Here is a 15,813-nt window from a genome sequence, read left to right as displayed (position 1 = left end):
GCGCGCCTGGCGGCGGCACCGGCGCCGGCGGCACGGGGCGCGTCACCATGCTGCCGCCCACGGGCTGGCCATCCTGCAGGGCCGGCAGCACGGGCGTGCCCAGGTCTTTCAGCATCAGGTTGCCCGACGCCGGCACGGCAGCCGTCTCGGCCGAGCGCATGTAGTCGTAGCGGTCGGCCGCCAGGCTGCCGCTCTGCTCCTTGTTGCGCACGATCACAGGGCGCAGGAAGATCATCAGATTCGTTTTCTTGCGCTCGCGCGTCTGGTACTTGAACAGGTTGCCGATCAGGGGGATGTCGCCCAGGCCGCGCACCTTCTCCGCGTTGTCGCCCGTGCTATCCTCGATCAAACCACCCAACACGATGATCTGGCCATCGTCGGCCAGCACATTGTTTTCGATCACGCGGTTGTTGATGGTGATGCCGCTGACGGCCGTCGACGTGGATTTGTCCACGCTCGATGTCTCGTGATAGATGCCCAGCTTGATGGTGCCGCCCTCGGAATCTGCGGACGCACCTTCAGGGTCAGGCCCACTTCCTTGCGGTCGATGGTCTGGAACGGGTTCGTGTTGGTGCCGGCCGTGCTGGTGTACTGGCCCGTCAGGATAGGCACGTTCTGGCCCACCTTGATGGTCGCCAGCTCGTTGTCCAGGGTGATCAGGTTCGGCGTCGACAGGATGTTGGCGTTGCCGTCCGATTCCAGCGCATGCGCCACGGCGCCCAGGCCCAGCGCGCCGTTGATCTGCTTGAAGATACCCAGGGTCAGGCCGCCCGTCGGCAGCACCTTGCCGCCGCCCAGCGCCAGCTTGGCGATATTGTTGTCGGTGCCGCCGGCGAACGACTGCAGCGCGCCCACGCGGTAGCTGCTGCTGCTGTCGCCGGAAAGCCCCAGCCACTGCACGCCGAACTCGGAGGCCTTGGCCGACGTCACTTCGACGATCAGCGCCTCGATGTAGACCTGGGCGCGGCGCACGTCGAGCTGGTCGATCACGGCGCGCAGGTTGCGGTAGACGGCTTCGTTGCAGGTCAAAATCAGGGTATTCGTCGACGCGTCGGCCTGGATGAAGCCGGCCGCGCCGCCCGAGGACAGCTGCTGCGGCCCGTTGCTCAGCGAAGCGCCGCCCGTGGTGCCGCTCTGCGTATTGCCGCCCAGGCCAGTGCTGCTCATGCCGCTGTTGTTCTGGCTGATCTGGTTGTTCGTATTCTGGTTGCCGACGCCCTGCTGCGCCGTGGCGGCCGTGCCGTCCGACGTCACCACCGAACGCAGGGTTTGCGCCAGTTTGGTGGCGTCCGCATTCTTGAGGTACACCACGTGCACGTTGCCCAGCTGCGTGGTGGGCTGGTCCAGTTTCGAGATCAGCGACTTGGCCAGATTGGCGCGCGCCGCTGACGGCGCGCGCAGCACCAGCGAATTGGTGCGCGGGTCGGCCAGCACGGACACCTTGCCCGCGTCGGCCCCTGCGGCGCCGCCCGCATTCCCGCCCTCCATCAGTTTGTTCACCATCGAGGCCAGGTCGGAAGCGATCGCATAGCGCACGGGGATCACGTCCAGGTCCGTCGAGGCGGGCACGTCGAGCGCGGCGATGATCTTCGCCAGGCGCTTGAGGTTATCCGCGTAGTCGGTGATCACCAGCGAGTTGTTGCCCGGGTTGGCGTTGATCGTGTTGTTTGGCGAAATCAGCGGGCGCAGCACGGCCAGCAGGTTGGCCGACGATTCGTAGTTCAAATAAAACACCTGGGTGGCGATCTGGTCGCCCTTCACCTGGCTGGCGCCGTTGCCCACCTGGGTCGGCACTGATTGCAGCTTGGCGTCCGCTTCCGGCACCACCTTGGCATAGCCGTCGCCGGAGACCACCGCGTAGCCCTGCAGGCGCAGCGCGGAGGCCAGCAGCCCGAAGGCTTGCGTCTTGCTGATCGATTTTTCCGACACCAGCGTGATCGTGCCCTTGACGCGCGGGTCGATGACGAAATTGATGTTGGTGTAATGCCCCACCGCCTTGATCACCGATTCGATGTCGGCGCCGACGAAATTGAGCGCCGCTTCATCGCCGGGCGCGGCCCAGACGGGCGCCGGCATGCCGGCCACGGAACAGCACAGCAAGGCGGCAGCCGACAGGCGGCGCAGCGAGAAGGAGGAGGTAATTGGGCTCACGGATGGTTTTTTCATTGTCTGAACTCTAAGGCGATGATGTTTTTTTCGCTATTGCTACGGCGCTGTCCCAGCAAATTCAACAAACTCGCCAAGGTCTCTTCATATCCTGCTGCGGCCTGGGCCTGGCCGGAAAACTGCATGCGCCCCTGATTCAGGCTGCCGCTGCCGTCGAGCAGCAGCGGTCCTTTGATGGAGCGCAAGGTCAACGTCGCCTGCTGCCCCTGCCAATCGAAATCGAGCTCGTAGCTGCCCAGCGGACGCAGGGACGACAGGCGCGACGCCATGTCCGTCATCTGCAAGGTGGTGCGGCCGACGGCGGAAAACTGCCGCTGCTCCAAAGCCAGTTCCAGCGTACTCCACGACAGGCGCATGCTGCCCGTCGGCGCCACGGTATTTAACGGTGCACCGAGGCCTCCCAGGCCATCGGCCGGCAGCAGCAGGGCCGCCGGGCTCACTTGCCAGTGCGACCACGAGCCGCGCAGGTTGACCGGCTGCGACAGCGCCTGCGGGTTCTGCAGCTCCACGTCCGCCGCGCCCCACAGCACCGACGGCGAAATGCGCCAGCTGAAACGCCCCGGCAGCAGCGGCGTCACGGCGCCGTTCGCGCTGGCCGCCCCGCCGATAAAGGCCGATCCGCGCCACAGGGTACCTTGCGCGTCGCCCAAGGTCAAACGCCCGCCCGTCTGCTTTTCCACGAGACTGGCCACCCAGCCGGCCGGGAAAAACACCAGCAGGGTGACGCAGACGCTGACGATGATGGCCAGCAGCCAGCCGAGCAAGCGCCTCATCGCGCCGCGCCCGGGCTCTGGTGCAGGGTCAGGCTGGCATCGACCAGCCCCGCCTTGCCCTGCGCCGTGATCTTCGCTTCCTGCACGGCGATGCGGCCTTCGCGGCGCAAGCCGTCCAGCCACAGCATGACGCTGGCAAACGGCACGCCATTCAGCTGCACACGCGCATATTCCCCCATCAGCGACAGCGATTGCGGCGCCAGGCCGCGCGCTTTCAGCGACGCGTCGAGGCTGTCGCGGCCCATGGGAGCAACCTGCACGGGTGCCTGGCGCGCCAGCTCGCCCGCTTCACGCGCCAGCGCCTGCAGCTGGGCCGCGTTCTGACGCAGCTCGGGCAAGCTCTTTTGCAAGGCGATACGGCCCGTCCAGGCCGGCTCGAAGAACACGGCGTAGACAAGGGCCAGGCCCGCCACCACGCCGCCGAGGGTCAAGAGCTTGTGCTCCTGCGGCGTGCGCTCGGCCCAGAAAGCCTGCACGGCCTGTTGCTGGCCCACCAGCGCGGCGCGCGCCTTGTTCACTGCTGCACTCATGCTTTTGCTCCCGTGGCCGGCGTGATCTTCCACACGCCCGGCGCCGTTTCATTCAAGGCCAGCTTGCGCGCGGCCAGGCCGTCGCGCACCTGCGCCTGGGCGCTGGCGTCGACCATGTCCGGTTTCAGCCGGACGATCAGGCTGCGCTCGCGGTATTCCAGCGACGCCACCACGCCGCGCCCGGCCAGACCGCCCAGCGCCTCGCCCAGCGCCGCGCTCATGCTCGTAAAATCATCCATGCTCGCTTGCCCGCCCTGCAGGCGGGCGGCGGCGATATTGCGCCGCATCTGCTCCGCTTCCAGGCCATACACGGGCGCTTCGTTCGGATACGCGGCCTTGAAGGTTTGCTGCATCGAGGTGCGCACGGTGGCCGCCTCGCGCTTCAGGCGCATCCATTCGATATTCATGCCCGCCAGGTTGACGACCACGGCCAGCAGCGCCAGACGGATGGGCCAGCGCCAGCGGCGCCATTCGGTGGCCAATCCCGTCGCCGTGCCCAGCGCGGGAGCCAGGTCCAGCCCCGCGCCACGGGCGCCGACGATCCAGTGCGCCCAGTGATCAGGCTCCAGCGTCACGCCGTCCATGCCGGCGGCCAACTCTTGATATTGCGCAAGCTCGGCCTGCGCCACGTAGATTGTCAGGGGCACGTCGCCGGCAAATGCGCGCGTCGTCAGCAGCGCCTGCTGCGGCAGCAAAGGCAAGACCAGGCCCAGCCCTTCCTGCGGCGCCTGGCGCAAGGCCAGTTCCAGGCCATCGCCGGCCGCTTGCAGGGAAGCCGTCACGCTGCCCGGCTGCAGGGGCAGGCACAGCTGCGACGGCAGCAGCGCCACCTTGCGCGCGCCCTGCGCCAGCAAGGCTTTCACGAGCACCTCGGCCCAGGCGCGCTGCGCCACGGCCACCGTGCGCATGCCGGCAGCGTCGGGCGCTCCGGCGGCCAGCAGGCAATCCTGGGCGTCGCCAAGAATATGTTCTTCCACCAGGCCCGGCAGGGCCGCGCGCAGGCGGGCACCGGCCAGCGGCGGCATTTCAGGCGCAGCAAAGTCACGTCGGCCGCCGCCAGCAGCAGCACCACCTGCTTCGCGCCGGCGATCAGCTGGCCCAGGCTGCCCAGCGCCGCGCTGCCCTGCTGCAGCAAGGCGCCGCCGTCGCCGGCCAGCACGAAGGAGCAGGCAGGGGCGCCGTCGGTGGATGCCTTGGCCGGGTGGCGGATGTACAAAGTTGTCAAAGTGACTCGCTTTCAGGGGTTAATTTTCCCGCAACCAGACCAGGCTGGTGGTGCGCTGCGGATCCATTTTTCGATTGACGAGCGCCACGGCATCGAGGGCGGCGCGATCCAGCCGCACGCGGATGACCGTGAGGAAGTAACGGCTCTTCACATCGAGTTCCACGCCTTCAATCAGTGCAGCATTAATATTATTCTGGAAATTTAACTTATCGACAAACTTTTTACGCGGATTGCTCAACGTCAAGGCGCTGGCCTCGGACAGCGACATCATCGTCACGGCCGCCAGCACCTCGGCCGGGGCCGTATTCACGTTGACCGGCGTCAACTCCGGCAAGACGATGATGAAATCGCGCAGTTTCTCGATCATTTGCGGCGTGTAGCCGGGCACGGCCAGCAAATCCTCGACCTGCGTAAACGCCACCGGCTCGCTGCTGCCGCCCGATGCGGGCGTGGCGGCGGGCGTCTTGCCGTCGCTGCCGCCATCCACGGCGCGCGGTTTCGGCTTCGCGCGCAGCACGGCATCGGCCGTCGCCTGCGCCAAGCCGCTGTCGAGCTGCAGGTTCGACAGCAGACGCTGGTAAGCCAGCACCTGCTTCGGATTGATGGGGCCCGTGGCGTCCACCAGGTTGGTAATATTGAAACGCGCCTGCGCATCGAGGGCGCGGCCCGAGACGGTGGCGTCGAATTTTTCCGTATCGACCTTTTCGCGGTCCACATAATCGTCGAGCCGCGCTTCCTCGATGGGCGTGGCCCACACGCCGTCGAGCGCCGTCAGCGTGGGATTGTCCTGGCGCAACCAGAAGCGGGCAAAATCGACCATGCCGCGCATGGCCCACTGCGTCTGCAGGCGCAGGCGCTGGTTTTCCATCGAGCGCACTTGCACCTGCTGCTGCCAGAACAGGCTGGCGACGACGGTAATGGCCAGCGCCGTCAGCAGCAATGCCGTGATGACGGCCACGCCGCGCTGGCGCGCTGGGTGAATGAACGGCTTCATCCCGGCCCCAGTAAAAAGACTTTGGACAGGCCCGCATCCTGGCCCGGCATCTGCAGGGTCACTTCCAGGCCGACAAAATCATCTGTTTTTGTGCCGGCAAGCATGGTGATCCACTCGGGATTCGGAGAATTTTGACGCTTTTGCCCGCGCATGACCATGCTGTCGACGCCGCGCATCAGGGCCACGTCGGCGCTGGAAGTATCGGTATCGTCGCGCGCCGCCTGCCACAGGGTGTCGAGCACGGCCAGGTCGCGCGTGCCGTTCGACTCGCGCCGCGTCAGCACGCCGCCGCGCAGGCGGTAAGTGACCACTTGCAACTGTTGCGGCTCCTGCTCCGATGCGGCCAGGCGCACCAGGGTCAGGCGGTCATTTTCCGCCGACAGGTTGATGCGGCCATTCAGCAGGTTGTTGTTCTGGCCGGCGCCGGCCAGGTGGTCGCAATCGCTCTGCATCTGGGCAAACGCCAACTGCATGCCGCGCGCCTGGTTCAGCTGGCTGGTCAGCACTTCGCGCGAACGCACGATGCTGTCCAGGCCACGCCAGCCCAGCACGGCGACCATGGCCAGGATGCCGATCGCCACGAGCAGCTCGATCAGCGTGAAACCAGCGGTGGAAAGCTTGCGGCGCGCCATCAGTCGTTAAAAGAAAGCAAGACCAGACGCACGATGCGCCGGGCCGGGTATTGCACGTCATATACGTTGACGCGCACTTGGCGGATGCGGGGATTCGGCGTGGCCACCACTTCTTCCTCACAGATGAGTTTTAAGTCACCCTGCGGGCAGTCGACCGTGCGCTTGCCCGTCTGCGGGAAGGTTTTTGCCAGGCGCAATCGCACCAGGTGGTTTTCCGCCGACCAGGTGGCCATCATGGCGCTGCGCAAGCCGTCGCTGTTCTGCGTCAGGCTGCCCACGGCGCGCAGCGAGGCGCCCAGGGCCGTGCCGACGATGACGAGGGCGACCAGGACTTCCAGCAAGGTGAAGCCGGACTGCGAGCCGCGCTGGCGGCCATGACGTGGGAGCCGCATCATTGCTCGACCGTAAAATGGCCGATGCCGTCGGCGCGGATGGCCACGCTGCGTTCGCCGCTGGCCAGGGTCAGCACGAAAGGCTTGTCGACCGGTTCGCGGCCGAAGATGATGCGCAGCGGCTGGGCCACGCTGTTCGACGGCTGCACGCTGAGCAGCATGGGCGTGTTGCTGAAGCTGCGCTCGCGCAGCAAATCGTCCTGCGTCACGGGTTGCCACAGCTTTTCATTGAGGACCAGGAAACGGTATTGATTTTCGTCAGCCTCGAACGCCACCTGCCGGCTGCGCACGATGGCTTCATCGCGCGCCAGCTGCAGCAGCAGGGCGATGCGCTCGGCTTCCTTTTGCAAGGCTTGCTGGCCATTCGGCATGGCGTTCAGCGACACCAGGCCCAGGGTGACGCCGATGATGACCATCACCACCAGCAATTCGATCAGCGTGAAGCCGCCGCTGCGCTGCCGGCATGCCATGCGTCGCCTGCTCATGGTGTTCATGGAAAGAAAAACTTACAGTTCCCACGAGCCGATATCGGCATCGTCGCCGCTACCGCCAGGCTGGCCATCGGCGCCCAGCGAAATGATGTCGACTTCGCCCTTCACGCCCGGCGACAGGAACTGGTAGGGATTGCCCCACGGATCTTTCGGCATCTTTTCCAGGTAGCCACCCGCTTTCCAGCCATTCGCGGCCGGTCCCGTGGTCGGTTTCTCGATCAGCGCCTGCAAGCCCTGCTCGGTGGTCGGGTAGCGCTGGTTATCCAGGCGGTACAGTTTCAAGGCTTGCATCACGGTGGCGATGTCGACTTTCGCCGCCGCCACTTTCGACTCGCCCGTGCGGGCGATCAGCTTGGGCACCACCAGCGAAGCGAGGATGCCCATGATCACCACCACGACCATGATTTCGATCAAAGTGAAGCCGCGCGCGCGGCGCTGGCGTATCGGATGGTTTGCTGCGTTTTGCATATGAAAGAGAGAAGAAGGTGAGTAATGAGAGCAGAGTATAAAGCGGAAATATGACAAAGCTTGTCATATGGGGAAAAATTTGTGCGGCGTCTGTCAGGCCGGCAAGACCACTTCGCCGCAAACGGCGCAGCCGGGGTCGCGCGCCACGCGCATGCTGCTCCATTCCATGTGCAAGCCATCGAGCAGCAGCAGGCGTCCGGCCAGCGATTCGCCCACGCCCATGATGAGTTTCAGCGCCTCGGCCGCCTGCATGGCGCCCACCACGCCGACCAGCGGCGCGAACACGCCCATGGTCGAGCACGCCTCATCCGTGAACTGCTGCTCCTGCGGAAACAGGCAGGAATAGCACGGCTGCGTGCCCGCGCGCGGGTCGAATACGCTCACTTGCCCGTCGAAACGGATCACGGCGCCCGACACCAGCGGCACCCTGGCCGCCACGCAGGCGCGGTTGACGGCATGGCGCGTGGCGAAGTTGTCGGTGCAGTCGAGCACCACCGTGGCTGACAAGACCAGTTCGGCCAGGCGCGCGCCGTCCAGACGCTCCTGCAAAGCAATTATTTCAATCTCGGGATTGATGCCGGTCAAGGTTTCGCGTGCCGACAGCACTTTCGGCTGGCCCACGCGCTGCGTGGTGTGGGCGATCTGGCGCTGCAGATTGGTCAGGTCGACCGTGTCGTCGTCGACCAGGGTCAGCTTGCCGACGCCGCTGGCGGCCAGGTACATGGCGGCCGGCGAACCGAGCCCGCCCGCGCCGATCACCAGCACGTGCGCGTCCAGCAAGGCTTGCTGGCCTTCGATGCCGATCTGGTCCAGCAGGATGTGGCGCGAATAGCGCAGCAGTTGATGGTCGTTCATGGCGGCGACTACGGTTTTTGCACCGGAATCTTCTTGTCATCGGCCTTGATGTCGGAAGCGATTTCCGGCTTGGCGCCGATCTTCTCGTCCTTGGCGTCGGCCTTCGCCAGCTGCACCGGCAAGCCCTGGAAGTGGTTCAAGGCTTGTTGCAGCTGGAAATCATCCTTGGCGCCGTATTCGAGCGGCTTGCGCTTTTTCGCCGTGGCGATCAGGCGCTGCTCTTCTTCCAATTGATACTGCATGGTTTCCATGGTCGGCTTGGCCGCTTCCGGCTTGCCGTCGTTGCTGCTCAGGTGTTTTTCCAGGTCCGCCTCGCGGATGCGCAGGCTGTTCCAGCCGTCGCCTTCGGCTGTTTCATCGACCAGCAGGTCGGGCACGATGCCGCGCGCCTGGATGGCCCGGCCTTTCGGCGTGTAGTAGCGGGCCGTCGTCAGCTTGACGGCCGTATCGGTCGTGATCTGGCGCAAGGTTTGCACGGAACCCTTGCCGAACGTTTGCGTGCCGATGACGGTGGCGCGCTGGTAATCCTGCAAGGCGCCGGCGACGATTTCCGAGGCGGACGCGGAGCCGGCATTGACCAGCACCACCAGCGGCACGGTTTTCAGCGCGGCCGGCAGCTTGGCCAGCGGGTCGGCCTTGGCGCCCGGCGGCGCATAGAATTCGCGGCGGCCATAAAACACCTGTTGCGACTCCGGCAACTGGCCCTTGGTGGAAACGATCACGGAGTTACCCGGAAGAAATGCTGTCGCCACGCCGATGGCGCCCGGCACGACACCACCGGGATCGTTGCGCAAGTCCAGCACCAGGCCCTTGAGCTTAGGGTCTTGCGCATACAGCGCGTTGATCTTTTTGACCATGTCATCGACGGTCGGTTCCTGGAACTGGGCGATGCGCAGCCAGGCATAGCCGGGCGCGACCATCTTGGCCTTCACGCTTTGCACGCGGATTTCCTCGCGCACGATGGGGAACACCAGCGGGCGGCTTTCGCCCTTGCGCGACATCGTCAGCACCAGCTTGGTGCCCGGCTGGCCGCGCATCTTCTTGATGACTTCTTCCAGCTGCATGCCCTTCAGCGGCAGATTGTCGAGGCGGGTGATGAAGTCGCCCGCCAGGATGCCGGCCTTGGCGGCGGGGCTGTCCTCGATGGGCGAGACGACCTTCACGTAGCCGTCTTCCATGCTCACTTCGATGCCGATGCCGACAAACTTGCCCTGCACGCTTTCGCGCATTTCCTTGAAGGCATTTTTATCCAGATACACGGAGTGCGGGTCCAGCGACGAGACCATGCCGGATATGGCTTCCGTCAAGAGTTTCTTGTCTTCCACCTTCTCGACATAATCGGACTTGATCAGGCCAAAGACGTCGGACAACTGGCGCAGCTCGTCGAGCGGCAGCGGGGCATTCGTGATTTTCTGCGCCACGGCCGGGAACTGCAGCGACATGCCGATGCCGGCCAGGACGCCCAGCCGATCAGGCCGATACTTTTGACTTTGATACCCATGTATTCTTCGCAATCTACAAATTCGCTGCCGCAGCAATGGTGGGAACTGAATTAAAACTTCACCCAGGTGGCGGGGTCGAAGGCGCGGCCCTGATGACGCAATTCAAAGTATAGCCCCGATTCCTCGTTGCCGCCGCTGTTGCCTGCGCTGGCAATGGCGTCGCCGCCCTTGACGGCATCGCCCACGCGTTTCAGCAAGGACTGGTTATTGCCATAAATACTCATGTACTGGCCGCCATGGTCGACGATGATCAAATTGCCGAAACCGCGCAGCCAGTCGGAAAACACGACACGGCCGCCGGCGATGGCGTGGATCTCGCTGCCCTCTCCTGTGCGGATGAACACGCCCTTCCAGCTGGGGCCGTCACCGCGCTTGCTGCCGAAGCGGGCCGCGATCTTGCCCGCCACAGGCGCGCGCAGCTGCCCTTTCATGCTGGCAAAGGCGCCGGCCGGCGCGGCAGGGGCCCAGGCTTGGGCGTTCCGGCTCCGGTTCCGGCTTCGGTTCGGGCTTAGTCGCCACCTTGGCCACTTGCGGCGGCTCGTCGTCATCGATCGGTTCCAGTTTCACAGGCGGCGCTGGCGGCGTCTGCGGCTTGATCTTGCCCGATTTGTTTTGTTGCTCTTTTGCAAGGCGTTCGCGCTCGGCCTGCGCCTGGGCGGCCTTGGCGCGCGCGGCCAGCAGGCGTTCGCGTTTTTCCGCGGCGATCCTGGCGTCGGCGGCCGCTTTCGCGGCGGCGCGCTGTTCGGCCAGCAATTGCTGGCGTTTCTTTTCGGCCGCGGCGGCGGCGGCCTGCTCTTCGATCAGTTTCGCCAGCTTGTCGACCAGGTTGCCCATGCGCTGTTCGTCGCGCTCGACATTGCCCACTTCCTTGCGCTGCGCCACCAGGCGCTGCGACAAGCTCGTCAGCAAAGCGGCGCGGCGCGCCTTCTCCTGCACCAGCAGGGCCTTCTGGTCGCGCTCTTCCTGCGCGATTTCTTCCAGCTCATCCTTGGCGTTCTGCACGTCCGCCTGGTTTTTCTCCACGGCCAGCAAGTTGGCGCGCAAGGCTTCCAGCAGGCGCGCCTGCGCCTGCGACACATAGGCCATCAATTGCAGGTCGCGGTTGATGCGGTTCGGATTGTCGCCCGACAAGAGCAGCTTGATGCGGTCTTCGTTGCCGGCGACATATTGTTCACGTAGCAACTTCGACAGCTGCGTCTTTTGTTTCTCGACCGTGGCCGTCAGCTGCTGGTGTTCCTGCCCCAGCGCATTGAGCTTCACGCCCGTCTCGCTTTGCTCCTGCGCCAGGTCGCGCAAGGCGCGGTTGGCGTTGGAAATGGCCTCTTCCGACTCGGCCAGGGTATCGGCCGCGTCATCCTTGGCGCTTTCCGTGCGGCTGATGTCGCGCTTGAGCGCCGTCAGCTTTTGTTGCAATCCAGCACGTTGTGCTTCCGCGGCCGCCTTCTGCTTGCTGCGTTCGGTGGGTTGGCGCCCTGCGCGGCACCGCTGGAAAGCAGCAGCGCCAGGCACAGCATGGCACCGGCGCGCCACGCCGGCAGGGGTCGTTCAGCAGAGGGGGCGATGGCTGTGCCGCGGAAGAAAGACGACAAGTTACTTGGCCTTCCCTTGGTTCGCCACGGCCGCTTGCGCTGCCGCAATCGCTGCCGGGTCGCCCAGGTAGTAATGACGAATCGGTTTCAGGTCGGCGTCCAGTTCATACACAAGCGGCTGGCCGTTCGGGATGTTCAGGCCGACGATGTCGCTGTCGCTGATGCCATCGAGCATCTTGATCAGCGCGCGCAGGCTGTTGCCGTGGGCCGAAATGATGATTTTCTTGCCGGCGCGGATGGCCGGGGCGATTTCTTCATCCCAGGCCGGCATCACGCGCGCCACGGTGTCTTTCAGGCATTCGGTCAGCGGAATCGACGCTTTCGGCAAGCCGGCGTAGCGCGGATCGTTGAACGAGGCGCGGTCGTCGTCTTCCGCCAGCGGCGGCGGCGGCGTGTCGTAGCTGCGGCGCCATACCAATACTTGCTCGTCGCCATACTTGGCGGCCGTCTCGCCCTTGTCCAGGCCTTGCAGGGCGCCGTAGTGGCGCTCGTTCAAGCGCCAGTCGTTCTTAATCGGCAAATACATCATGTCCATCTCGTCGAGCGCCAGCCACAGGGTGCGGATGGCGCGCTTCAGGACGGAAGTGTAGGCCACGTCGAACGTAAAACCTTCCTGCTTGAGGATCTGGCCAGCGGCCTTGGCTTCGTTGACGCCCTTTTCCGTCAGATCGACGTCGGTCCAGCCGGTGAAGCGGTTATCGAGATTCCAGGTGGACTCGCCGTGACGCATGAAAACGATTTTGTACATAGTTCTATCTTCTCAAGGGGTTCAAATCAAAAAAGCAAAACGTAAAAAGACCTCGTCCAGCTTCTATTTTATAATGCGCGGATTGACTTAAACCATTGGACCCTACGTGAAATTCATTATCGACCACATTTTTCTGTTTGCCATCGTCATTATTTCCGGCGGCGCCCTCCTCTGGCCACTGCTGTCGATGCGCGGCAAGCGCGCGACCGTGCTGGAAGTCACGCAACTGATCAACCGTGGCAAGACCATCATCGTCGACGTGCGCAGTGCGGAAGAATTCGCCACGGGCCACTTGCCTGACGCAAAAAATATTCCGCTGCCGGAACTGGCAAAACGCCTGGGCGAGCTGGAAAAATTCAAAACGCGCCCCATTGTAGTGGTTTGCCAGAAAGGTTCGCGTTCGGCAACCGCCGTTGGCCTGCTGGGCAAAGCCGGTTTCGCTGAGGCAACAAGCCTGGAAGGCGGCCTCGACGAATGGAAAAAGCAGGGTTTGCCATTGAAAACCCTGTCGCTGGCGAAATAAGCCGGCTTTAACTGAAGGAATCGACATGACCGTACCAGTAATTGTGTATAGCACCGCCGTGTGCCCGTATTGCGTGCGCGCCGAGCGCCTGTTGGAAGCCAAGCGTGGCCGTGCAAAAGATCCGCGTCGACCTCGACCCGGAAGAGCGCATCAAGATGATGGAACGCACGGGCCGCCGCACGGTGCCGCAGATCTATGTGGGCGATACCCACGTGGGCGGATTCGACGATTTGTATGCGCTCGATCAAGCCGGCAAGCTGGACCCCTTGTTAAATGGCACGGCAGCCTGATATAAAGCGGGTTCGAGAAATTGCTTGGTTTTTTGTCGTATTGTTTTGATACAATTGCCCTCGCACCTGATCTGGCCGCGCCTATCCGGCGCGGTTTGAATACCGCAAGCACCATATTTGAACGGTGTGCCGTTCTTGTCCTTTACAACGAAAGCGTTCCATGTCTGACGAAAATCTGCAACCAGTCTTCCAAATCCAACGCGTCTACCTGAAAGACATGTCGCTGGAACAACCAAATTCCCCAGCTATTTTCCTGGAACAAGAAGCACCAGCCATCGAAGTGGCACTGGACGTGGGCGCTGCGCCTCTGGCCGACGGCATCATCTTCGAAGCCACCGTGACCATCACCGTGACGGCCAAAGTCGGCGAAAAAGTCGCTTTCCTGGTTGAAGGCAAGCAAGCCGGTATTTTCGAAGCACGCAACATTCCTGCCGATCAACTCGATCCGCTGCTGGGAATCGGCTGCCCGAACATCATCTACCCTTACCTGCGCGCCAACATCGCCGACGTGATCACCCGTGCCGGCTTCCCGCCAGTGCACCTGGCCGAGATCAACTTCGAAGTGTTCTACCAACAACGTCTGCAAGCTATTGCTGACGCCGCTGCAGCAGCTCCAGCAGCCAGCGAAACGCACTAAGCTCTTGCAAGACCCCGCCGGCCGTCATGGCTGGCCTGACACGGCGGCCTGGCCGCCGTGTTTCGTTAAGGTTCAAAAAATATCATGTTGAAAAGTGCGCTCTTGAGCAAGTTCCGCTGGATCGCCGGCGCCGTGCTGCTGCTGGCCACCGCCGCCAGCCACGCCGTCGATTTCAAAACAGTGGGAGCAAACCCCGTGATCCTGTACGACGCGCCATCCAGCAAGGGCGGCAAGCTGTACGTGGCGCCACGCGGCATGCCGCTGGAAGTCGTGCTCAGCTATGGCGAATGGGTCAAGGTACGCGACGCCAGCGGCGAAATGGCCTGGACGGAAGCCAAGGGCCTGTCGGCCAAGCGCAACGTCGTGGCGCGCGCCGCGAACCTCAAGGTGCGCGCCAGCCCCGACGACAACGCCTCGCCCATCATCCTCGTCGACAAGGGCGTGCTGCTGGAAATGAGCGAACAGCCCGGCTCCGGCTGGGTCAAGGTGCGCCACAAGGATGGCCAGAGCGGCTACGTCAAGACCAGCGAAGTGTGGGGCTTGTAAGCACCGCGCCCGTTCCCCCTGCCCCATTGAGGTTGCATGCAAGTTTCTCCTGAAGTCACTCCCGATATCATTCCTGCCGCCCGCAAGATCACCATCCTGGGCGCCGGCGCCTGGGGCACGGCCGTGGCCCATGGCCCTGGCCGGCCGCCACGACGTGCTGCTGTGGGGCCGCAACGGCGACGCCATGGCCGCCATGGCCGCCAGCGGCGAAAACAGTTATCTGCCCGGCTTCCCTTTGCCGCCGCAATTGCGCATCGGCGCCGATTTCGACGCCGCCGTCGCGCACGCCAGCGGGGAACAGGGCATCCTGATCGCCGCCTGCCCCGTGGCGGGCCTGCGCCCCATGCTGCAGCAGCTGAAAGACAAGGCCATCGGCAACCTGGTGTGGCTCTGTAAAGGCTTTGAAGGCGGCACGGGCTTGCTGCCGCACCAGATCGTGCAGGAAGTGCTGGGCGACAAGATCCCCGGCGGCGCCCTGTCCGGCCCCTCGTTCGCGCAGGAAGTGGCGCGCGGCTTGCCGTGCGCGCTGACCATCGCCTCGCACAGCGCGCCATTGCGCGCCGCCGTCGTCTCGGCCTTGCATGGCGGCACCATCCGCGTGTATGCGAGCGACGACCTGGTGGGCGTGGAAGTGGGCGGCGCCGTCAAGAATGTGCTGGCGATTGCCACCGGCGTGGCCGATGGCCTGGGCCTGGGCTTGAATGCGCGCGCCGCGCTGATCACGCGTGGTTTGGCGGAAATCACGCGCCTGGGCACGGCTCTGGGTGGCCAGACGGAAACGTTCATGGGCTTGACGGGCATGGGCGACTTGATTCTGACCTGCACGGGCGACCTGTCGCGCAACCGCCGCGTCGGCCTGGGTCTGGCGCAAGGCAAGGCGCTGGACACCATCGTGGCCGAACTGGGCCACGTGGCCGAAGGCGTGCCGTGCGCCAAGGCCGTGCGCGAACTGGCGCGCCGCATGGGCGTCGACATGCCGATCACGAATGCCGTGGCCGGCGTGCTGTTCGACGGCGATGTGCCGCACGTGATGGTGCAGCAGTTGCTGTCGCGCGATCCGCGCGCCGAGGCAGCCTGAGAATCAACCGGGTGGCGCCTAGCGTCCCGCCTTGTGCATGAGTATGGTGAGCAACAACAGGCTGTCTTCGCGCGCTTCCAGCGCGTGCGCCTGGCCGCCGAGCAGGTACAGCATCTGCCCCGGCCCCAGCAGGTGCTCTCCGCCATGCGCCGTCACCGCCACCTGCCCTTGCAGGCACAGCAGGGTGATTTCACCGAGCACATGATGCTCAGGCATGGTCTTGCCCTTGGGCATGCACATGCGGATCAATTCCAGTTCATCCGTCCTGGCCAGCGCGATGGCGGAAAACTGCGACAAGTCGTCGCCATCCCTGCGCAGCACCTCGATCACCTGTCCTGAACTTGCGTGCTCCAGTGCCATCATGTGCTCCTTCG

Annotated in this window: 18 protein-coding genes and 4 pseudogenes; 5 read left to right on the top strand and 17 right to left on the bottom strand. The window is 64.2% G+C overall.

Features of this window, described 5'->3' with window-relative positions:
• Positions 1–265: 265 nt before the first annotated feature.
• From ACQVLG_RS09220 to gpmA, 16 genes and pseudogenes are all read right to left on the bottom strand, one after another.
• Positions 266–454 (bottom strand): annotated as a pseudogene (locus ACQVLG_RS09220) (hypothetical protein); the annotation flags it as partial.
• Positions 400–2,151 carry a type II secretion system secretin GspD gene (gspD, locus tag ACQVLG_RS09215; RefSeq protein WP_474294133.1) on the bottom strand — a complete coding sequence of 584 codons (1,752 nt, stop codon included), beginning with the start codon at positions 2,149–2,151 and terminating at the stop codon, positions 400–402. The gene gspD and the pseudogene ACQVLG_RS09220, both read right to left, overlap by 55 nt.
• A gap of 11 nt (positions 2,152–2,162) precedes the next feature.
• Entirely contained in the window at positions 2,163–2,939 is a 777-nt protein-coding gene (locus ACQVLG_RS09210; RefSeq protein WP_474294131.1) for a type II secretion system protein N, read from the bottom strand.
• Positions 2,936–3,469, bottom strand: a complete 534-nt coding sequence (gspM, locus tag ACQVLG_RS09205) for a type II secretion system protein GspM (RefSeq protein ID WP_474294129.1) — start codon at positions 3,467–3,469, stop codon at positions 2,936–2,938. Before gspM ends, ACQVLG_RS09210 begins: the two co-directional genes overlap by 4 nt.
• Positions 3,466–4,446 (bottom strand): type II secretion system protein GspL, encoded by a 981-nt coding sequence (gene gspL, locus ACQVLG_RS09200; protein WP_474294127.1) that lies wholly within the window; start codon positions 4,444–4,446, stop codon positions 3,466–3,468. Before gspL ends, gspM begins: the two co-directional genes overlap by 4 nt.
• On the bottom strand, positions 4,329–4,694 hold the full coding sequence (locus ACQVLG_RS09195) for a hypothetical protein (RefSeq protein ID WP_474294125.1): 366 nt from the start codon (positions 4,692–4,694) through the stop codon (positions 4,329–4,331). The genes gspL and ACQVLG_RS09195 overlap by 118 nt, the downstream gene beginning before the upstream one ends.
• 19 nt (positions 4,695–4,713) lie before the next feature.
• A complete protein-coding gene (gene gspK / locus ACQVLG_RS09190; RefSeq protein WP_474294123.1) occupies positions 4,714–5,688 on the bottom strand; it encodes a type II secretion system minor pseudopilin GspK in 975 nt (324 codons plus the stop codon).
• Entirely contained in the window at positions 5,685–6,320 is a 636-nt protein-coding gene (locus tag ACQVLG_RS09185; protein ID WP_230540265.1) for a PulJ/GspJ family protein, read from the bottom strand. The genes gspK and ACQVLG_RS09185 overlap by 4 nt, the downstream gene beginning before the upstream one ends.
• Positions 6,320–6,715 (bottom strand): type II secretion system minor pseudopilin GspI, encoded by a 396-nt coding sequence (gene gspI / locus ACQVLG_RS09180; RefSeq protein WP_474294121.1) that lies wholly within the window; start codon positions 6,713–6,715, stop codon positions 6,320–6,322. The genes ACQVLG_RS09185 and gspI overlap by 1 nt, the downstream gene beginning before the upstream one ends.
• Complete coding sequence (locus ACQVLG_RS09175; RefSeq protein WP_474294119.1) at positions 6,712–7,197, bottom strand: GspH/FimT family pseudopilin; 486 nt, start codon at positions 7,195–7,197, stop codon at positions 6,712–6,714. The genes gspI and ACQVLG_RS09175 overlap by 4 nt, the downstream gene beginning before the upstream one ends.
• A gap of 21 nt (positions 7,198–7,218) precedes the next feature.
• Positions 7,219–7,671 carry a type II secretion system major pseudopilin GspG gene (gene gspG, locus ACQVLG_RS09170; RefSeq protein WP_035823835.1) on the bottom strand — a complete coding sequence of 151 codons (453 nt, stop codon included), beginning with the start codon at positions 7,669–7,671 and terminating at the stop codon, positions 7,219–7,221.
• Positions 7,672–7,764: 93 nt separating this feature from the next.
• On the bottom strand, positions 7,765–8,526 hold the full coding sequence (locus tag ACQVLG_RS09165; RefSeq protein WP_474294117.1) for a HesA/MoeB/ThiF family protein: 762 nt from the start codon (positions 8,524–8,526) through the stop codon (positions 7,765–7,767).
• A gap of 8 nt (positions 8,527–8,534) precedes the next feature.
• Positions 8,535–10,027, bottom strand: a pseudogene (locus tag ACQVLG_RS09160) (S41 family peptidase).
• Between the two features lie 51 nt (positions 10,028–10,078).
• Positions 10,079–10,459, bottom strand: coding sequence for a murein hydrolase activator EnvC family protein (locus ACQVLG_RS09155; protein WP_474294115.1), 381 nt, complete (start codon positions 10,457–10,459; stop codon positions 10,079–10,081).
• Positions 10,392–11,441: a murein hydrolase activator EnvC family protein gene (locus ACQVLG_RS09150; RefSeq protein ID WP_474294113.1), complete on the bottom strand. Its 1,050-nt coding sequence runs from the start codon at positions 11,439–11,441 to the stop codon at positions 10,392–10,394. Before ACQVLG_RS09150 ends, ACQVLG_RS09155 begins: the two co-directional genes overlap by 68 nt.
• Positions 11,442–11,618: 177 nt before the next feature.
• Positions 11,619–12,365, bottom strand: a complete 747-nt coding sequence (gene gpmA, locus ACQVLG_RS09145) for a 2,3-diphosphoglycerate-dependent phosphoglycerate mutase (RefSeq protein ID WP_034753030.1) — start codon at positions 12,363–12,365, stop codon at positions 11,619–11,621.
• A 106-nt stretch (positions 12,366–12,471) separates the two neighbouring features.
• On the opposite strand from gpmA, the gene ACQVLG_RS09140 reads away from it, so the two are divergent.
• The 5 genes and pseudogenes from ACQVLG_RS09140 to ACQVLG_RS09120 all read left to right on the top strand — a co-directional run bounded on the left by ACQVLG_RS09140 (position 12,472) and on the right by ACQVLG_RS09120 (position 15,439).
• Positions 12,472–12,888, top strand: a complete 417-nt coding sequence (locus tag ACQVLG_RS09140) for a rhodanese-like domain-containing protein (RefSeq protein WP_046681994.1) — start codon at positions 12,472–12,474, stop codon at positions 12,886–12,888.
• A gap of 25 nt (positions 12,889–12,913) precedes the next feature.
• Positions 12,914–13,178: pseudogene (grxC, locus tag ACQVLG_RS09135) on the top strand (glutaredoxin 3).
• A 160-nt stretch (positions 13,179–13,338) separates the two neighbouring features.
• Positions 13,339–13,815: a protein-export chaperone SecB gene (gene secB / locus ACQVLG_RS09130; protein WP_474294110.1), complete on the top strand. Its 477-nt coding sequence runs from the start codon at positions 13,339–13,341 to the stop codon at positions 13,813–13,815.
• Between the two features lie 84 nt (positions 13,816–13,899).
• Positions 13,900–14,361 carry an SH3 domain-containing protein gene (locus tag ACQVLG_RS09125; RefSeq protein WP_474294109.1) on the top strand — a complete coding sequence of 154 codons (462 nt, stop codon included), beginning with the start codon at positions 13,900–13,902 and terminating at the stop codon, positions 14,359–14,361.
• Positions 14,362–14,397: 36 nt separating this feature from the next.
• Positions 14,398–15,439 (top strand): annotated as a pseudogene (locus ACQVLG_RS09120) (NAD(P)H-dependent glycerol-3-phosphate dehydrogenase).
• A gap of 18 nt (positions 15,440–15,457) precedes the next feature.
• Here ACQVLG_RS09120 and ACQVLG_RS09115 read toward each other — a convergent pair.
• The gene (locus ACQVLG_RS09115) at positions 15,458–15,802 is read right to left on the bottom strand and encodes a cupin domain-containing protein (protein WP_227742087.1); all 345 of its coding nucleotides are present in this window, start codon (positions 15,800–15,802) and stop codon (positions 15,458–15,460) included.
• Positions 15,803–15,813 lie beyond the last annotated feature (11 nt).

This window comes from Janthinobacterium sp. TPC_1 (genome assembly GCF_056037845.1).
This window is presented reverse-complemented; position numbering and strand designations above follow the sequence as displayed.